A 15,548-nucleotide genomic window follows, 5' to 3' on the forward strand; every position below is an offset into this window, starting at 1 on the left:
TTCCCTCCCTTTTTTCCCCTTATCCTCTTTTTTTCCACATAACGCGGAAACTTTCCAACGCCAGCGTTCCAAATATCACAACGCCCCGGATAAAATCTGCATAATACGGCGATAAATTCAATAAATTCAACCCGTTGGACAAAACGCCGATAATCAGACACCCTAAGAAAGCTCCGATCATATTTCCACGGCCTCCTGCCATCGAAACCCCTCCGATGGCAAGCGCAGAGAGCGCCATCATCTCCATATTTAGCCCATTGGTAGAAACTGCCGCGCCGAGACGGCCAGTTAAAACAATCGCCGCCACTCCATACAGACAGCCCGCCAACACAAAATTTGTAATCACAATCCGCTCCACGGGAACTCCCGCTTTTTTTGCATGTGCCGCATGCTCTCCGACTGCATACACACGATGGCCATAAATCGTGCCCGACAAAACAAAATGGAATACAACAAACAAAGCGATCGTCAGAATCACCGGAATTGGAAGACCTCCCCATTTCCCTGCTCCAAGAAAGTTAAAAGATTCCGGCAATCCACTCAAAGTCCGCCCTCCCGATACAGCCGCCGCAATCCCTTTCACCATAATGGACGTAGTCAATGTCAAAATAAAGGAAGATAGCCGGAGCTTTGCCACGCAGAAACCGTTAAATAGGCCTACCAACGCTCCTAAGCCGATTCCAGACAATAATGCAATCGGAACCGGCACGCCGCCAAGAAGCAGCTTTCCACAGCAGACTCCCGTCAAAGCCAATACAGAGCCGCCGGAAATATCAAAATGTCCTCCTACCAATACAAATGTCAAACCAACCGCTAAGATAGACATTGCTGCGGTCTGCGTCATAATATTAATAAAATTTTGGAAAGAGAAAAATTGCTCCGTCTGCAAAGAAAAAAACAGTCCTAACAGGCATAACATCAAAAACGCCGGTAAGTGAGACCGATATCTCATCAGCGCTGTTCCAAACCAGGTTCTTCTTTTACTCATCCTCATCGAATTTCCTCCGCCCATACGCCGTACTCCTGAAATTCTTCGCTGTCAATATTATCCGCCGTAACGGTAAATAAAGGATAGGGATAAAAAGTCTTTTCCGGAAGTCTCCCATTTTCCCAGTAATCTACAATCATATCAATTGCCACACGTCCCATTCCAATGGGATTCTGAGAAATGCAGGCGTCTAGATATCCGTTTCTTATGGCTTTTAAGGATTCCGGTGCGCCATCCGCCGAAACCAGGATAATATGTCCTTCCTCGCCAGCGGCCAACAGACGGTCGGAACGGCGCATCGCCTGGAGAGCCCCCTGAGCATTGGTGTCCCCGGAACACCAGACTGCGTCGATGTTCGGATTGGCCTGGAGAATATCAATCATTACATCCTGAGCCTTGTCCAACTGTAAATTTCCGTTTTGCCGTGCAACGATCTCAATGTCTGGATATTGCTCCAATTCTTCCGTAAATCCACGCGTCCGATTGGCGCCAGAGGTCGTAGTCAAAGACGCCATCAAATCTACCACCTTACCACGGTACTCTCCATACCGCTCTTTCAAAGCTTCTGCGATATATCGTGCCGCCAGACGCCCCATTTCCAAGCTATCGGACCCAATCCAACATTTTACCAAATCTGTATTTGCACTGGTATCAATGCAAAATATCGGTATCCCCGCTGCGTCAATTTCTTCTATCACCGGCACAACTGCCTCCGTATCCAATGGCTCTACCAATACCACATCCACATCCTGGATCAAAAAATCCATCATCTGATTCGTTTGAACAAGGCCGTCTCCATTGCACTCCGATACAATCAGGCGAATCCCCAGCTCATCCGCCCTGTCTCGAATCCCTTGGGCCAGTCCGATCATGAAAGGGGAGCGCATCGCATTGATGGACACACCGATCGTCAACGCATCTGGTTCTGCATCCTGGCGGCAGCCGATGAGAAATAGCATTCCTCCTAAAACCAAAAGGAAACGTAATCTTTTCATACAATTCCCCTTTCTTTCGCATTTCGTACCTTTGATTATAATAAACAAATATCGGTAAATACAACACACAAAATAAAAAAATGTCAAGCAGAAGCCCAAAATTCCCCTGGTCCTCAGGGCATACTGCCGCTGGGCACCAGGGGGACTTTCCTCATATTCTTTACTTTTCCTTCTTCGCGGCTTTTGCTGCCTCTCGTTTTTCTTTCCACTTTTTATAAGTCTGCGTCTGTGTGGTAAACATAAACACAATCAAAAGGAATAAAAGCAGAGAGATTGGACTGGTAAAGATGCTTCCAACCATTCCCAGCACGCCTTTTTTCAACATTACGCCGCGGCGATAGTTTTCTTCCAAAAGCTTGGTCAAAATAATTCCCAATACGCACGGAGCTACCGGATAATCATAACGTTTCAGGAAATATCCCAGCACGCCAAAACCTAGCATCCAGAAAATATCATACAAGCTGTTCTGAATCGCGTAAGCTCCCACTACGGAAAGGATAATGATCAATGGCAAAAGAATTCCACGAGGGATTTCCACAATTTTGGTAAAAATCTTTACGCCAGTCAGTCCAAAAACCACAAGGCAGACGCTGGCAACAAGCAGGCAGCTGACAATCAGGTAAAACAAATCCGGGGTCGTCGTCATCAGATTGGGACCCGGCTTCAAACCGTGAATCGTCAAAGCGCCGATCATAACCGCAGTTACAGCGTCGCCAGGGATGCCCAATGTCAGCATCGGAATAAACGCGCCGCCAATCGCGGCATTATTCGCTGACTCAGGAGCCACCAGGCCCTCCACAGCTCCCTGCCCAAAAGGAACTTCCGGATTTTTCACCGTACGCTTTGCCTGATCATAGGTTAGAAGCGCCGCGATATCTCCTCCGGCTCCCGGCAGAGCTCCGACCACGACGCCTACCAAGGAGGAGCGAAGGGTCAAAGGAATATATTTTTTTATCGTATCCAAAGACGGAATTATCTTCTTTACATCTTGCTTTACCGGCTGAATATCTTTCATGGTAATCTGGATCAAGGCCTCCGATACGCCGAATAGCCCGATCATCGCTACCACATAATTCACGCCCGGAAGCAGATAGGTAATGCCATAGGTAAACCGGGGGGTAGAAGTCATGGTATCCATGCCAACCGTCCCCAACAGTACGCCGATGGCAGCCGCCGTCAATCCTCGAAAGATGGATTTGCTCCCCAAGCTTCCAACCATCATCATTCCCATGATGCCCAAGAGCAGGTAATCCACAGAGGAAAATTTTAACGCCAGTTTCGATACCAGCGGTGCAAAACAAGCCAATGCGATGATGCCAATGATGGTTCCAATTACGGACTGGGTGGTCGCGATTCCCATCGCCCGTCCGGCTTCTCCCTTTTGAGCCATCGGATAGCCATCTAAGGCAGTTGCCACCGCCGCCGGCGCTCCGGGAATGTTCAATAGGATAGCGGAACGGGAGCCTCCATAGACAGCGCCGACAAAAATACCGATCATCAACGCAATAGCTGACTGGGTTTCCCAGCCAAAAGTAAACGACACGAGAAGGGATACGGCCATCGTAGCCGATAACCCTGGAATCGCGCCAATATAAATTCCAGCAAAGCAACCGACCGCCACAAATACCAGCAGAATCGGATTCGTAAACGGAATCAACAGATATTGTAATACTTCCATGAATCTTCTCTCCTCCTTACGGCAGTACGACGCTAAACAGGTAACTAAATACGAAAAGAATAAATGCCATGCAGAGCGCCGTCCAGAGAATATTCTTGATATAGCCCTTTCTCATCAGGTAGCTCATGCTGACCCACAAAAATACCGGAGTCACCCAGACAAACCCCAGCCCAATCTGCATTCCCACACAATATAAAACAATCAGGACAAATACTGCCAGCACATCCAGCGGGAACATATAGCTCAGGGTCTTTTTTATTGTTTCCCCCACGGAAAGCCCATGGTTTTCGGTTTTTTTCTTCCGATCCGAGAGCAAAATTGCCAAAGAAAAGATGACGATCAAAGCGCTGACAAAAAGCGGTACCGCCCCATAAGAAGAAGCTCCCGGCTCCTGCTGATACAATTTCCATGATTCATAAAGGAAATAGGCGCCGAACAAAAACAAAAACACGGCAAAGCCTTTTTCTCCCGGTTTATATAAGTTTTCCTTTTTCTCCTCCATCTTACCAACCTCACCTTACCGGGCAGAGCCGCCTCGGTTTTGAAAAGGGATGCCGCCTAACGGCGATCTGCCAAAAGGCGGCATCCCTGATACTCAGCAGTTTCGATTTTAAACGGATTACTCTAAACCAAGATCTGCGGCTGTCTTTTCGATAGCGCCGCTCTTATTCAGAGCATTGATCGTATTCAGCTGCCAATTTTTCATATATTCTTTTGCTTCCTCGCCGGTCAGACCCAGCGCGTTGACATTGGTATTGGCCAACTGTTCCTGATAGGTCGGATCTTCATAGGCTTTCTTAAAAGCAGCTCCCAGCTTCTCAATGGCCGCCGGATCGGTTCCCTGTTTTACAAACACGCCGTAGAACGGTCCCCAAGGCATATATTGCTCGAAATCCGGATATTCTGCGGTAATCAACGGAACTTCTGGCATAGCCGGAGCAGGCTCTTTGGAGAACATGCACAGGAAGTTCAAGGTCCCCGCCTTATAATCTTCAATACCAGACTGAATCTTGCAGACAGTAAAATCGCACTCTCCGCCGATCACAGCGGTCTTAGCGGCAGCATCGCTGTCATAGGGCACCTGATTAAAGGTAGCACCCGTTACGGCCGTAATAAAGGAACCAACCTCCCAAGGCAGGCCGCCTTTACCTGTGGTAGAAATGGTCAGCTCTCCGGGTTTTTCCAAAGCCGCATTGATCAGTTCCGTAAAGCTCTTATAAGGAGAATCCTTGCTGACTACGATACCAACAGTCTCGTCACCGATCAAGAATACAGGTTCAAAATCCGCATAAGTCAGATTCAACAAATCCAGCGCCGTATAGAGCTGTGGATTCTCTGCGCCCATCAACAGCGTATAGCCATCCGCTTCCTTGTCATATACATACTGAGTTGCAATGGTACCGGTAGCGCCGGCCTTGTTTTCTACAACAATGCTTTTACCCAGTTCTTTTTCCGCTAAAGTCGCCAAAGGACGCATCAGATTGTCCGTACCGCCGCCGGCTCCCCACTGAATAATGCCGCTTACATTCTTGGTCGGAAAATCCGTATCGCCGGTAGAGGGCGCCGCCGTCGTTCCTTCTGCCTCTGTGCCGGCTGCTGCCGTCGTTGTGGCAGCGCCTTCCGTGGTGGGCGCTGCTGTGGTAGAATTACTTCCGCTGCCGCAGCCAGCCAACATGGAGACTGCCAGACAAAGCGCGAATCCCGTTGCCATTAACTTTTTCAGTTTCATGTTTTTTCTCCTCCATTTTGAAAAGATTGCTTTTTCCTTCTGTTGCTATCGTAACGGAATCTTACAAAAAAGGCAGTGGAAATATTTTTGATTTCGTGTCTTTTCATTTTCCTATCTGCTTATTTTTGATCAAAATAAAAATAGAGCTGCCGCTCCTAAATGATCTCTCATCTATGGAGCAGCAACTCCCATATATTACGCTTTATGGATTGTCAGAGTTTCTTTACAATCGATGTACAAACAGTCCGCTGCGCAGCTTCGGCTCAAACCAGGTGGACTTAGGAGGCATAATATTGCCGCTGTCCGCAATATCCATCAAATCCTCGATGGTGGTCGGATACATGGCAAATGCTACTGCTTTCCCGCCGTCTACGAGACGCACCAACTCTGAAAGTCCCCGGATACCGCCGATAAATTCAATTCGTTCATCGGTCCGGGGGTCCCCGATCCCAAGTATCGGCGTCAGCAGATTCTTTTGAAGAATCGTAACATCCAACCGCCCAACCGGATCACTCTCATCAAAAGTTCCCTCTTTTGCGCGCAGAAGATACCAACGGTGATTCAAATACATCGCCATCGTATGCTTTTGTTCCGGCTTTTTTTGTTCCGGCAATGATTCTATCTCAAAGGCTTCCTCCACCTTTTTCAGAAATTCCGCTTCACTAAGGCCGTTCAAGTCGGCAACCACACGGTTATAATCCCAGATGGAAAGCTCGCTGTTTGGAAACAGCACGGCCAAAAAGTAATTAAACTCTTCCTCCCCGGTATAATCCAAATGATTTTCCCGGCGCTTGATACCCACCTTAACCGCCGAAGCAGCCCGGTGATGGCCATCGGCAATATAGAAATCCGGCACCTTTTGAAATAATTTTTCCAACTGATCGATCACAGCCTTGTCGTCTATCCGCCAAACCGTATGCCTTATACCGTCCTCCGCGGTGAAATCATATACCGGCGTGTGCTCCGCCGCCCAGGTATTCACCAGGCGGTCCATCTTTTCTTCCGAACGGTAAGTCAAAAAAATCGGCCCGGTATTGGCATCGCAGGTATCCACGTGGTGGATACGGTCCGCCTCTTTTTCCGCGCGGGTCAGCTCATGCTTTTTAATATGGTTGTTCAGATAATCGTCGATGGAGGCGCAGCCAACCAATCCGGTCTGCACTCGCCCATCCATCACTTGCCGGTAAATATAGTAACAAGGCGTCTCGTCCTGCTGATAAACGCCCTCATCCACCATTTTTTGTAGATTTTCCGCTGCCTTTTCATAAACCCGGTGATCATAAAGATCGATGGACGGATCTAGATCAATCTCCGCTTTGTCCACATGGAGAAAGGAATATGGATTTCCTTTTACCATCTCCCGGGCCTCCTCGCTGTTCATCACATCATAGGGCAGCGCAGCCACTCGCTCCGCCAATTCAGGAACCGGCCGAATCGCCGCAAAAGGTCTCAATACTGCCATAACGAAAATCTCCTTTTCTGTTTTTTGTTCCTCCACAAACAAGAACATACACGCCCTTGCCAACTGAAAGTATCATAACACAACTAAAATCCGGGCGCAATTCCTTCTTCCAAAAATCATTTTCCAAACTCGTTTGACAGTTTGGCTTTCCGGCAGTACACTAAGGAAAAATCCTTTGATTTGCTCTTTTGCACGTCAGTTGCAACCGCTGGTTGCGGAATAGGAAAGCGCACTTGGTGGTTGTCAACCGGATTTTTTGTTAAACTATTTCTACCTTCAAACGATATCGTTCTAAAACAAACAGAAAACCGAAAAGGAGGTTCTATTATGATTTTAGCGGATAAAATATCTCTGCTCCGAAAAAAATCCGGCTGGTCTCAGGAAGATCTAGCGGAACAATTGAACGTTTCCAGGCAATCCATCTCCAAATGGGAGAGCGCCGTTTCTATTCCGGATTTAGACAAAATCATCAAGCTAAGCCAAATCTTTGGCGTTACCACTGACTATCTATTAAAAGATGATCAAGGGGAAGAGGATCTGGTCTTTATAAAATCCGAGGGGGACAGCGCCATGCGGAAAATTACGCTGGAAGAAGCGTCGACCTACATGGAGCTGGTTCAAAAATCTTCCCGCCGGATTGCACCCGCAGTCTCCGCCTGTATCGTGTCTCCCATCGTCCTTCTCTATCTGCTGGGCCTGTCTCAAGCTCCGGACGCGGTACTTCCCCACGGTGCGGCGCTGGGGATCGGCCTTATCGTCCTGCTGGTTCTGATAACCGGAGCCGTCGCTACGTTTATTACCACAGGCATTCCCCTGGAAAAATATCAATTTTTAGAAAAAGAAGTTTTTGAATTAGAATATGGAATTTCCGGCTTGGTTCAAGAGAAAAAAGCCAAGCACGAACCGACCTTTATCAAGGGGATCGTACTTGGCGTTATCCTCTGCATTGTCTCCGTTATCCCTCTGGTCACTGTCAGCGTTCTTGGTTACTCCCAGCTTACCGTCCTTCTCTGCCTGGATCTTTTGCTGATCATTGTCTCCGCCGCGGTTTTCCTCTTTATCCGCGTTGGCATGATACATGACAGCTACCAAAAACTGCTGCAAACAGGCGATTATTCCATAGAAAGAAAAATCATCAGCAAAAAGATCGGCCCGGTCGCCGGCATCTACTGGTGCATGGTGGCGGCCGCCTATCTGCTGCTGAGCTTTCTAACCATGAAATGGGGAAGAACTTGGATCATCTGGCCTTGCGCCGGAGTACTTTTCGGCGCAATTACCGTCTTCCTGAGCCAGAAGAATTCAAAAAAGTAGTTTTCCCGTTGTCAACGGAAATCCCCTTTACAGAAAGTCAAACAAACTCAGCTGTGTGATTTCTTCCAGCGGTTTTTCTTTCTTCGCCGTCTCTCTTTTGACTGCTTCCGCGGAGATTTCTTCTAAAAATATGGAATCCTCCGTGGAAGTGGTCAAAATCAGCTCTTCCCTGGCGCGTGTCATCCCTACGAAAAACAGCCGGCGTTCTTCCTCTAAGTCAGCTGCTTCCCGTCCGATTTCCAGAGGCGCCAGCCCCTTTTTGACGCCATAGAGGAAAACCACAGGAAACTCCAGCCCCTTTGCCCCATGAAACGTCATCAGAGTCACTGCGTCGGACACAAACTTTCTTCCGCCGCTGCGCCGCACATCGCCTTCCTCGCCCAAAGACAAGGTTTGCAAAAAAGCGTCCATGGAGGCGTAAAGCACAGACATATCGGCCAGTTTTTTCAAAGACTCATCCTCTGCTCCGACGGTATCCGCCGCCCATTCTTCCAACAGTTTCACTGGTTTTCCCTTCAAAACCTTCTTTTCAAATTTCCCCATGAGAAGCGCCAACCGCTCCCGCCTTTTTTCCTCCAACGGCCAAATGAGCTCTGCCGCCCGCTCTCCCGCCTGTTCATCTTCCGGATGCAGCGCATACTGGAAAAAGTATAGCGCGCCTCTTACTTTCGGCTCCAGTAGGAAGTCCTCCCGGCCAGCGACCACATAGGGAATTCCCTCCTGGCGGAGGCATTCTTCCAAAAGACGAGCCTGCCTGTGAGTCCGGTATAAAATAGCCAAATCAGAAAAGCTCCTGGTTTCTCTGCCTTCGCGGCTCTCATTTTCCTCCACATCCAGCATATCGATGCCACCAATCAGGCGGTTGATCTCCTTGACAATAAAGATCGCCTCGCTTTTCTCACCTGGCGCGGCGACAATGCGAACTGGATGTCCTTCTTTTTTGACCGCTTCCATCCGCCTTGGCGCTCCTTCATTATGGGAAATCACGGAAAGCGCGCTGGAAAGAATCTCCGGTGTAGACCGATAATTATGAATCAGGCGAATCTGGCACAAATCCGGATAATCCTCTTTCAGACGCATAAAGCACCGGGAATCGCTCCCACGGAAACCATAGATGGATTGATCGGGATCACCGATCACAAAAAGCTCTTTTCCATTTTGGTTCCAGGCGCCGATCAGCTGATATTGGATCGGATTGATATCCTGGAATTCATCGATCAGAAGATAAGTGAACGGATTCTCCTCTTCCAGACAATCTTTTGTTTCCAGAAACAGACGCAGCCCTTCCAAGAGCAAATCATCATAATCCAGCACGCCTTTTTCTTCCATCTGTTCCTGATAATAAGCAAAGGCTTCCTCCAAATCACCCGTTTCCTCCGAAGGCTCTCCCTTTGCCCCGCTCTTTTTTAAGGACAGCTCCCGAAGAAAATGTTTGGCCGATATCTTCAACTGGAATTTCTTTTTTGTAAGTTCCGCCAGTTCCTGCTGAAGCCCTGCATCGGCAATGGAAAAAGTTCTGCCTGCTTTTATTAGCAGCTGATTACAAATGGAATGAAAGGTTCCGATATGAAGCTGCTTTGCGATGCTCTTTCCTCCTGGCAAAGATTCCAGTCGACTGCGCATTTCAGCCGCCGCCCGGTTGGTAAAGGTCACTGCCGTGATCTCCGCCGGAGAAATCTTCCGCACCTTTAGCATGTACAGCAGACGAGTGATCAACGTCTTCGTCTTCCCAGCTCCGGGACCAGCGATAACCGCTATCGCCCGTTCTGTCGCGCAGACAGCCTCCCGCTGCTGCTGGTTTAGCAGGTCCAGCCCGCATAAATCCCCGTTGGCCTCTGCCTTTCTTTTTGTTTCCGTCCCGGCTTTTTCCACGGCTCTTAAAGACACGCTCTTCGACGCCGCCAAATGAGACGCCCCAAATATGGGTTTCCGTTCCATCTCTTTTCGTTCTTCCTGTGTGAACAGGCTCAGCTGCCCCTGCAAAAAATCCATCTCCTGCGTATCCAGCAGGTGAATGGTTCCATATTCCCCATCAAACCCCGGCGTGCGCTCTACTTTTCCTTCCCGCAGCCGCTTGATGCCTTCCGCAACCAAAGGACCGGCCACCTTCCGGATATCTTCCACCGGCACTTCCCGGAGAATTGGGAACTCCGCCCCCAGGCGGTACAGCATCTGACCATATTGCTGCTGTACCTTTTTTCCCGCCGCGCTTCCACCGATCGACGCGGCAATCACTTCCGGAAGGGGAACCAAACTTTCAAAATGCTTGGCCTGTTTCGCAATATAGCCCTCCTCCCGGTCCGCCAGCTCTTCCACCCGATGCAAAACGCCGATGGTTAACTTCTTTCCGCAGACAGGACAAATATTTCCATATTGCATCGCTTCCTTGGGATCTAAGGATAATCCGCATTTCCGGTGCCCGTCAAAGTGATATTTCCCCTCTTCCGGAAAAAATTCCAAGGTCCCAGCCAGCCCTTCCCCTTGGTTAATCGCACGGGCCAGGTGATCATAGGATAACGGAATGTCAAAAAGATTCGCCTCCCGGCCCAGCTTCGCCGGGGAATGGGCGTCCGAATTGGAAATCAGTTGATAAGAATCCAGAGCGGAGATCCGCCAGTTCATCGGCGGATCCGACGATAAGCCGGTCTCCAACGCATGGACATACGGGGTTAAGTCCCCGTAACAGTCTTCGATACGATCGAAACCGGAAAACGCGCCAAACAAAGAAAAATGCGGGGTCCAGATATGCGCCGGCACATAAATGGCCCGTGGGCAGGCCTCCAGCATAATTTCCAGCAAATCCCGGCAATCTAAGCCCAAAATCGGCCTGCCATCCGAATGGATATTTCCGATTAGCTCCAGACGCCTCGCCAAACAGTCCGCATCCTCCAGACTGGGAAGAAGCAGCAAACTATGTACTTTTCGAACCTTGTCCCATTTTTTATAGATGGAACTGATCTCACCCGTCACAACAAAACGGGGCCTCCGATCATCCGGCGCATCTTCTGCTTTGATCTGATATTCCTTTTTTAGCACATAGAGCCCCTCTTCAGCGGGCTCCAACTTTTCTTTTAATTCCTCCCGCCAGGCAGGATGAGTAAAATCTCCGGTGCCAACAATGTCAATTCCTTTTTTCCTAGCCCACAAATCCAAATATTCCGGCGTACAATCCCGACTGGTCGCACGTGAATATTTTGAGTGAATATGCAAATCTCCGATATACATCCGGTCACCTCATTTCCAACACATTTTTCCGATATTCGTCGTTTAGTTTAGCATATTCGACAAAATTGGGCAACCGAAATTCACAAACAGTGACATTTTAAAAGAGAGCTGCCAGCCTCATTAAAATCCAGTTGAACATATTTCCGCCGCAAGATAGACTGGACATCTGACTCATTCCTTCTGGGAACGCATAATTGGAAGCCTGCATCAATTCCGTATAGAAAGGAGTAAAGTCGGACGCCATCCATAGAGTAATCGCCAAAAGTACGGTTCCCGTCAATACGGATTTTAAAATATTGCCTTTATTGTGCGCGACAATAAAAACCACAAAATAAGGGCATGACAGATCTCCAAAAGGAAGCACCCGATTGCCCGGAAGAACAGCCGCCAATAAAACCAAAATCGGTGTCAAAAGCAAAGCTGTCGAGATCACCGCCGGATCTCCCAGCGCCGCCCCGGCATCCAGGCTGATATAAAGTTTTCTTCCCTGAAAATGCCGACCTACCACTTCCTGGGCAGCTCTGGACAAAGGCAGAAGCCCTTCCACCAAAACCTCCACCATTTTGGGAAGCAAGAACATGACTGCTCCCAGATGAATTCCCAGATTCCAGATGCCGCCGATATCATATCCCGCTAAAACGCCCATACCGCAGCCGAGAAGAACGCCCAGAATCGCCGGCTCTCCCAAAATTCCCAGATGATTTTTGATCCATTTCTCATCGATATGGCAATTTCGGAGTCCTGGAATCCGATCCCACAACCAATCGACACAAAAACCAATGGGAACCCACATCATAGAGGAAGCCGTCGGCAGGGAAACCCCTTCCAGGCCAAAATAGGATTCCGCTAGCGGCGCCGTCCGATCTGCCGTCACAAGCACGGCGGCTTCCGCTAAAATTACCGATATCACGGATAAAATTACACTTCCGGTGATCACGTGAACCGCCACTCCGATGAATAGAATATGCCAGTAATTCCAAATATCAATAAACAACGTTTTGGTCAGTCCGGTTACAATCATCCCAACGTCGACCAGTAGGCAAACCAATACCAGAAGCGAGGAAATCGGAAAACTCCAGGCAACCGCCGCTCCGGAAGCCCAACCGCCGTCCACCACCGTCATAGAAAGATCCATTCTCTCTACCATCCGCTGGGCGGCGGCTCCCAAGTTTTCCATCAGCAAATTGATCGTAAGAGAAATTCCGATATAACCAATGCCCGTAATAATCCCGCACTTAATCGATTTCCCTAGCCCCAGACGAAACAGAAGCCCCATCAGAAAAATACTGATTGGAAGAATTGCAGCAGCTCCTAGGTTCAAGATATAAGAAAAAAATCCAATGAAAGCGTCCATAAATATGTTCTCCCCTGTCCTCACAATAGCCCAAAAGCGACTCTCCAAATGTTTCCAATACGTCCAAAGGCGGAGGCGCTTTTCCCGAATGGTAAAGACGCCTCCGCAATACAATATCACATAATCCCGTTCCAGCTATATTTTTCTCTTATTTGCCCAGCTTTCTAGCCAAAGCCACGATCTCCGGAGTTGGGCCTACGACTACGCCCTTATCCAAGATCTGAACGCCATCCAGCCATACGCTGGAGTTCAGGCAGATACCATCCGAATGGCTGGCTGCCGGAATGCCTCCTGGAATGTCCGACACCAGCTGAGGTCCCACATTTCCGAAGCCCCATTCGGTAGAGCCCCACACACGCTCGTCTTCTACAATATCGCCGGAAAGCTTTGCGTTCGGTCCAAAGCCATAAGAAATATGAGCGGTCAGGTACATGTTCGGATCGTTGAAGGATTTCAGCCATGCCGCATATTCCATAGCGTCGGTACCGTCGCCTTCAATCTTCGTGATATACCCTTTCTCAATGGTAAATTTGATCGGATTCTTTACCGCTCCCAAAGGCGGAGAAATGGTTCCATCTACTACAATCGTACCATTTACGCTCTCAAAAACAGGCGCCCAGCTGATCTGGCCAGGGAACATGGCGATCTGTCCCTTCCGAACAAAGCCGTCCGCCGTCGCGTATTCGCGGCCTGGAGCGTTGTCAAATTCCACGTCCGTACCAGCCGGAGTCGTCACGCGGAAATGCTTGCCAGCTTTGCTGTAAGCTTCCATAGCCATGATGAACTCATTTAACAGGTTATTGTCCACCTTGCCGATATTGCGGACAATCAGTTCTGGATTTACGCCGCACAGATTCATGTAACGGGGACGATTCTCCGGATCTTCAATGATGCGGTCATAAGTCTCCGAATAAAAAATCCATTTATTGTTATACTCTACCCAGGCGTCCGAGTTCTTGATCGCTCCGACGAGAGCGTCCGAGGGCATATCGATATCTCCAGCCTTTCCGCAGTCGCGGGGGGCCGCAATCTTCAGCACCAAAGGCTTTGCGCCCAACATAACAGCCGCTTGCGCGGTTGCATCCACAACCTCCATACTGCTTTCGGTGTCGCAGGTAATCGCAATACTCTCGCCCGGCTGCAGCATGAACATATCGCGCAGAAGTTTCAGGCAGGCATTTGCCAGTTCATACTCGTACATACTTGATTCCTCCTCATATCACTTAGATATTGCATAAATTAGCGCAATGCTAATTAGCTTTCCAACGCAATTAACTCCAGTTGAATCAACAACTTAATCCGATACATATCGCCTAAAACATTTTCCTCATTATATCCTAATTGCTTTAAAGCTTTTCCCAGTCGATACTTGACGGAATTCGTATGCAGCCCCAGAAGCCCGGCTACGTCGCTCATATTCCGAATTACCGTATAAAGACGAAGGGTATCTAAAAAAGCTTTCTCTTCCTTGACGTCCAACTCCTTCATGTTTAAAAACAGACGACTTTTATGCTCAAAAGGCGCATAAGACAAAATATACAAAAGCGGCAGCTCATCCAACGAATAAATTCCGTCCAGATAAGACAACGTATTCACCATATATTTCAACGGCTCGACTTCCTTTTGCAATTCTTTCTTGTCCATCGGGACGGAAGAAAAAACAAAAAAGTCTGGCGATAATGTCTGAATGATCTTCTGATACTCCGGATAAATCTCGTTGATTTTTTTGAACTCATGGGGAATCAGCAGGATACAGTAATTAAAAAATGTATTCTGTTCGTAAATCAAATAGTGGTAGTCCAATTCTTTGACTACGTTTTGAATATTTTCCCGTTTTACCAACGCTAGAAATACTTGTGTTTCACCCAAATTGGCGATCATCTGGCTATTCTTTTTATAAAAAGGAACCGCGCACATCCGATCCAATTCTTTTGTAACCGCTGGCGCAATCTTGTGAAAGATCTGAAGCGCCGGCTGATTCCAAGCGCTGTTCGACACATAAGTAGCTACCATGGAACGTTTTCCAAAATAAACGATAATCAAATACTCATCATCCAGCCGAATCGAAATAGGAGACACAAGCGTCGTACGGCTCTCCTGACATACCGCCTGAATTTTAGAAATCACTAAAGCAATATTGATCTGACCAGAGTCGCCGCTGTACACGGTATCCGTGCTCATGATCATCGGCAAACCCAAGAGCTTCTCCATCTCCCGGCAAAAATGTCCCACATTCTTTTCGCTGTGAAAATCAGAAAAGGAATTCAAAATTTCCCCCAGCTGGGCGTCCAGAGAGGACATAATATTGGAATGTGTCAGAACACCGTATTCCGAAATCACATTGCCCCAACGAACGCTGCTGCTGACATAAATAATCGGAAAGCCATTTTGATTCGCCAGTTCAATGATTTCTGGATCAATCACATCATCCAGATGTGGTCCCGGCATAATTCCTATGCCAGCACAGCGCTTTTCAATCATGCTTCGAACAAGCTTCAGACGTCCTTCCTTATCGTCCTTCATGCTCCAAAAATTTGTCAGCATAAACCCATAAGGAACCAAAAATTCCAACACCCCTGGATACGGTTCTTCCATGATTTCCAATTTTTTTACTACATTGAACATCCCGTTATGGCCGGCTACAATATAGCTTTGTCCGAGCGAAGGCATCTTCAATAAATCTACCACTTTCAGCATTCTTGCAAATCCTTCCTGACAAATTCATTGCGGCTATATATGACCGGAGCAAATGGAATTTTCTCATTTTAATTTTCTATCATTCCTGTTATAGATCAATTTTACCATT

The 15,548-nt window shown here is 48.2% G+C and carries 11 protein-coding genes; 1 reads left to right on the forward strand and 10 read right to left on the reverse strand.

Going from position 1 to position 15,548, the window contains the following annotated elements; translation table 11 throughout:
• Positions 1 to 19: 19 nt before the first annotated feature.
• The 6 genes from ACCC71_RS12370 to ACCC71_RS12395 all read right to left on the reverse strand — a co-directional run bounded on the left by ACCC71_RS12370 (position 20) and on the right by ACCC71_RS12395 (position 6,852).
• Positions 20 to 994, reverse strand: coding sequence for an ABC transporter permease (locus tag ACCC71_RS12370; protein WP_434309931.1), 975 nt, complete (start codon positions 992 to 994; stop codon positions 20 to 22).
• Complete coding sequence (locus tag ACCC71_RS12375; RefSeq protein WP_434309932.1) at positions 991 to 1,983, reverse strand: sugar ABC transporter substrate-binding protein; 993 nt, start codon at positions 1,981 to 1,983, stop codon at positions 991 to 993. The genes ACCC71_RS12370 and ACCC71_RS12375 overlap by 4 nt, the downstream gene beginning before the upstream one ends.
• A gap of 160 nt (positions 1,984 to 2,143) precedes the next feature.
• Positions 2,144 to 3,661 carry a tripartite tricarboxylate transporter permease gene (locus ACCC71_RS12380; protein WP_434309933.1) on the reverse strand — a complete coding sequence of 506 codons (1,518 nt, stop codon included), beginning with the start codon at positions 3,659 to 3,661 and terminating at the stop codon, positions 2,144 to 2,146.
• A gap of 16 nt (positions 3,662 to 3,677) precedes the next feature.
• Positions 3,678 to 4,163 carry a tripartite tricarboxylate transporter TctB family protein gene (locus tag ACCC71_RS12385; RefSeq protein ID WP_434309934.1) on the reverse strand — a complete coding sequence of 162 codons (486 nt, stop codon included), beginning with the start codon at positions 4,161 to 4,163 and terminating at the stop codon, positions 3,678 to 3,680.
• Between the two features lie 117 nt (positions 4,164 to 4,280).
• The gene (locus ACCC71_RS12390) at positions 4,281 to 5,390 is read right to left on the reverse strand and encodes a tripartite tricarboxylate transporter substrate binding protein (protein ID WP_434309935.1); all 1,110 of its coding nucleotides are present in this window, start codon (positions 5,388 to 5,390) and stop codon (positions 4,281 to 4,283) included.
• Between the two features lie 223 nt (positions 5,391 to 5,613).
• A complete protein-coding gene (locus ACCC71_RS12395) occupies positions 5,614 to 6,852 on the reverse strand; it encodes a DUF1015 domain-containing protein (RefSeq protein ID WP_434309936.1) in 1,239 nt (412 codons plus the stop codon).
• 327 nt (positions 6,853 to 7,179) lie between these two features.
• Between ACCC71_RS12395 and ACCC71_RS12400 the strand changes: the two genes are divergently transcribed.
• Entirely contained in the window at positions 7,180 to 8,163 is a 984-nt protein-coding gene (locus tag ACCC71_RS12400) for a helix-turn-helix domain-containing protein (RefSeq protein ID WP_434309937.1), read from the forward strand.
• Positions 8,164 to 8,190: 27 nt separating this feature from the next.
• Here the strand turns inward: ACCC71_RS12400 and ACCC71_RS12405 are convergent, their stop codons facing one another.
• The 4 genes from ACCC71_RS12405 to ACCC71_RS12420 form a co-directional block, all read right to left on the reverse strand.
• Positions 8,191 to 11,388, reverse strand: a complete 3,198-nt coding sequence (locus ACCC71_RS12405) for a UvrD-helicase domain-containing protein (protein ID WP_434309938.1) — start codon at positions 11,386 to 11,388, stop codon at positions 8,191 to 8,193.
• 97 nt (positions 11,389 to 11,485) lie between these two features.
• Positions 11,486 to 12,742 carry a PTS galactitol transporter subunit IIC gene (locus ACCC71_RS12410; protein ID WP_434309939.1) on the reverse strand — a complete coding sequence of 419 codons (1,257 nt, stop codon included), beginning with the start codon at positions 12,740 to 12,742 and terminating at the stop codon, positions 11,486 to 11,488.
• Positions 12,743 to 12,890: 148 nt separating this feature from the next.
• Positions 12,891 to 13,943 (reverse strand): aminopeptidase, encoded by a 1,053-nt coding sequence (locus tag ACCC71_RS12415; protein ID WP_434309940.1) that lies wholly within the window; start codon positions 13,941 to 13,943, stop codon positions 12,891 to 12,893.
• Positions 13,944 to 13,996: 53 nt separating this feature from the next.
• Entirely contained in the window at positions 13,997 to 15,439 is a 1,443-nt protein-coding gene (locus tag ACCC71_RS12420) for a PucR family transcriptional regulator ligand-binding domain-containing protein (RefSeq protein WP_434309941.1), read from the reverse strand.
• Between the last annotated feature and the right edge of the window lie 109 nt (positions 15,440 to 15,548).

The organism is Hominifimenecus sp. rT4P-3, assembly GCF_051055405.1.
Classification (GTDB): domain Bacteria; phylum Bacillota; class Clostridia; order Lachnospirales; family Lachnospiraceae; genus Pseudolachnospira.

Coding starts and splice junctions, on each gene's coding strand:
- ACCC71_RS12395 (WP_434309936.1), bottom strand. CDS start 6,852: ATGGCAGTATTGAGACCTTTTGCGGCGATTCGGCCGGTTCCTGAATTG.
- ACCC71_RS12385 (WP_434309934.1), bottom strand. CDS start 4,163: ATGGAGGAGAAAAAGGAAAACTTATATAAACCGGGAGAAAAAGGCTTT.
- ACCC71_RS12380 (WP_434309933.1), bottom strand. CDS start 3,661: ATGGAAGTATTACAATATCTGTTGATTCCGTTTACGAATCCGATTCTG.
- ACCC71_RS12405 (WP_434309938.1), bottom strand. CDS start 11,388: ATGTATATCGGAGATTTGCATATTCACTCAAAATATTCACGTGCGACC.
- ACCC71_RS12370 (WP_434309931.1), bottom strand. CDS start 994: ATGAGGATGAGTAAAAGAAGAACCTGGTTTGGAACAGCGCTGATGAGA.
- ACCC71_RS12400 (WP_434309937.1), top strand. CDS start 7,180: ATGATTTTAGCGGATAAAATATCTCTGCTCCGAAAAAAATCCGGCTGG.
- ACCC71_RS12410 (WP_434309939.1), bottom strand. CDS start 12,742: ATGGACGCTTTCATTGGATTTTTTTCTTATATCTTGAACCTAGGAGCT.
- ACCC71_RS12420 (WP_434309941.1), bottom strand. CDS start 15,439: ATGCTGAAAGTGGTAGATTTATTGAAGATGCCTTCGCTCGGACAAAGC.
- ACCC71_RS12390 (WP_434309935.1), bottom strand. CDS start 5,390: ATGAAACTGAAAAAGTTAATGGCAACGGGATTCGCGCTTTGTCTGGCA.
- ACCC71_RS12415 (WP_434309940.1), bottom strand. CDS start 13,943: ATGTACGAGTATGAACTGGCAAATGCCTGCCTGAAACTTCTGCGCGAT.
- ACCC71_RS12375 (WP_434309932.1), bottom strand. CDS start 1,983: ATGAAAAGATTACGTTTCCTTTTGGTTTTAGGAGGAATGCTATTTCTC.